Origin of the sequence: Myroides sp. C6-3 (genome assembly GCF_050522425.1) — a bacterium.
GTDB lineage: Bacteria > Bacteroidota > Bacteroidia > Flavobacteriales > Flavobacteriaceae > Flavobacterium.
Genome location: NZ_JBMVQP010000075.1, coordinates 1 through 3110 on the forward strand (window position 1 = coordinate 1; position 3110 = coordinate 3110).

General features: G+C 47.6%; 1 tRNA gene and 1 rRNA gene. Both read left to right on the top strand.

Annotated elements, in window-relative coordinates:
- Positions 1-18: 18 nt before the first annotated feature.
- Positions 19-92 (top strand) — tRNA-Ala (locus ACPDG9_RS15880).
- A 122-nt stretch (positions 93-214) separates the two neighbouring features.
- Positions 215-3094: ribosomal RNA gene (locus ACPDG9_RS15885) — 23S ribosomal RNA — on the top strand.
- Positions 3095-3110 lie beyond the last annotated feature (16 nt).

Here is a 3110-nt window from a genome sequence, read left to right on the forward strand (position 1 = left end):
AACTGTAAACTAACTTACGGGGGATTAGCTCAGCTGGCTAGAGCGCCTGCCTTGCACGCAGGAGGTCATCGGTTCGACTCCGATATTCTCCACAAGGACGTAAAGTCCAAACGATCATTGACATATTGTAACGACAAATACAGTTAGATAGTAATAGTAATATTATTGTTTAAATAAAATTTTATAGAAAGTACGATTCGAAAGAATTGTAAGCACATAAGCAAAATAAGGGCGTATGGGGAATGCCTAGGCTCTCAGAGGCGAAGAAGGACGTGATAAGCTGCGAAAAGCTACGGGGATTGGCACACACGAATTGATCCGTAGATATCCGAATGGGGCAACCCACTATGTTGAAGACATAGTATCCGATAGGAGGCGAACCTGCTGAACTGAAACATCTAAGTAGGCAGAGGAGAAGAAAACAAAAGTGATTCCGCTAGTAGTGGCGAGCGAACGCGGAATAGCCCAAACCAATATTGTTACGGCAATATTGGGGTTGTAGGACCACGACATTTCTTGCGGATTGAATTAGAATTACCTGGAAAGGTAAACCACAGAGGGTGATAGTCCCGTATAAGTAAGAGAAGATAAGGATAGTGGTATCCTGAGTAGGTCGGGGCACGTGAAACCTTGATTGAAACTGGCGGGACCATCCGCTAAGGCTAAATACTCCTGAGAGACCGATAGTGAACCAGTACCGTGAGGGAAAGGTGAAAAGAACCGTGAATAACGGAGTGAAATAGAACCTGAAACCATACGCCTACAAGCGGTCGGAGCCCATTCGTTGGGTGACGGCGTGCCTTTTGCATAATGAGCCTACGAGTTACCGTTGCTGGCGAGGATAAGTGATTAAGTCATGGATCCGTAGCGAAAGCGAGTCTTAATAGGGCGCTTTAGTCAGTAGTGGTAGACGCGAAACCGTGTGATCTACCCATGGGCAGGTTGAAGTTTAGGTAACACTAAATGGAGGACCGAACCGTTTAACGCTGAAAAGTTTTCGGATGACCTGTGGGTAGGGGTGAAAGGCCAATCAAACTCGGAAATAGCTCGTACTCCCCGAAATGCATTTAGGTGCAGCGATGATCATAGTTACTTAGAGGTAGAGCTACTGATTGGATGCGGGGGCTTCACCGCCTACCAATTCCTGACAAACTCCGAATGCTAATTAATGATAATCATCAGTGAGGGCATGGGTGCTAAGGTCCATGTCCGAGAGGGAAAGAACCCAGACCATCAGCTAAGGTCCCCAAATGTATGCTAAGTTGAAAAAACGCGGTTTGATTGCCCAGACAGCTAGGATGTTGGCTTGGAAGCAGCCATTCATTTAAAGAGTGCGTAACAGCTCACTAGTCGAGCGATCGAGCATGGATAATAATCGGGCATAAGTATACTACCGAAGCTATGGATTTACGTTTTAAACGTGAGTGGTAGGGGAGCATTCTATCGACGTAGAAGCCGTACTGCGAGGTATGGTGGAGTTTATAGAAAAGAAAATGTAGGCATAAGTAACGATAAGGGGTGCGAGAAACACCCCCGCCGTAAGACTAAGGTTTCCTGAGCTATGCTAATCAGCTTAGGGTTAGTCGGGACCTAAGGCACACCCGAAGGGGGACGTCGATGGCCAACGGGTTAATATTCCCGTACTACTGATAATTGTGATGGAGTGACACAGTGATGAAAGCACCGCGAACTGACGGAATAGTTCGTTGAAGCACGTACCTAAATTTCTTATAGTAAAATGCGTAAGAGATGGAGAAATGCGATAGTACTCAGCGTTTACGAACAACGAGATAGTGTGCCTAAGGGCTGTCAAGAAAAGCTTCTAAACATAGATTATTAGTACCCGTACCGTAAACCGACACAGGTAGTCGAGGAGAGTATCCTAAGGCGCTCGAGAGATTCATGGCTAAGGAACTAGGCAAAATAGACCTGTAACTTCGGGAGAAAGGTCGCCAGCGCAAGCTGGCCGCAGTGAAAAGGTCCAGGCGACTGTTTATCAAAAACACAGGGCTCTGCAAAATCGTAAGATGAGGTATAGGGCCTGACACCTGCCCGGTGCTGGAAGGTTAAGAGGAGATGTTATTCGCAAGAAGAAGCATTGAATTGAAGCCCCAGTAAACGGCGGCCGTAACTATAACGGTCCTAAGGTAGCGAAATTCCTTGTCGGGTAAGTTCCGACCTGCACGAATGGTGTAACGATCTGGACACTGTCTCAGCCATGAGCTCGGTGAAATTGTAGTATCGGTGAAGATGCCGATTACCCGCAGTGGGACGAAAAGACCCTGTGCACCTTTACTATAGCTTAGTATTGTTCTTGGATAAGTGATGTGTAGGATAGGTGGGAGACTTCGATCCTGCGTCGCCAGGCGTAGGTTAGTCATTGTTGAAATACCACCCTTTGCTTATTTGAGATCTAACTCTGCGTTGCAGAGGACATTGCTTGGTGGGTAGTTTGACTGGGGTGGTCGCCTCCAAAAGAGTAACGGAGGCTTCTAAAGGTTCCCTCAGCACGCTTGGTAACCGTGCGTAGAGTGCAATGGCATAAGGGAGCTTGACTGGGAGACTTACAAGTCGATCAGGTACGAAAGTAGAGCATAGTGATCCGGTGGTTCCGCATGGAAGGGCCATCGCTCAAAGGATAAAAGGTACGCCGGGGATAACAGGCTGATCTCCCCCAAGAGCTCATATCGACGGGGGGGTTTGGCACCTCGATGTCGGCTCGTCACATCCTGGGGCTGGAGAAGGTCCCAAGGGTTGGGCTGTTCGCCCATTAAAGTGGCACGCGAGCTGGGTTCAGAACGTCGTGAGACAGTTCGGTCTCTATCTACTGTGGGCGTTAGAAATTTGAGTGGATCTGATTCTAGTACGAGAGGACCGAATTGGACCAACCTCTAGTGCATCTGTTGTCTCGCCAGGGGCATCGCAGAGTAGCTACGTTGGGCAGGGATAAGCGCTGAAAGCATATAAGTGCGAAACCCACCACAAGATGAGATTTCTTTAAAGGGCCGTTGAAGATGACAACGTTGATAGGCTATAGATGTAAAGGCAGTAATGTCAAAGTCGAGTAGTACTAATAGCCCGTAAGCTTATGTGTATCTCCCTCTCTTAAT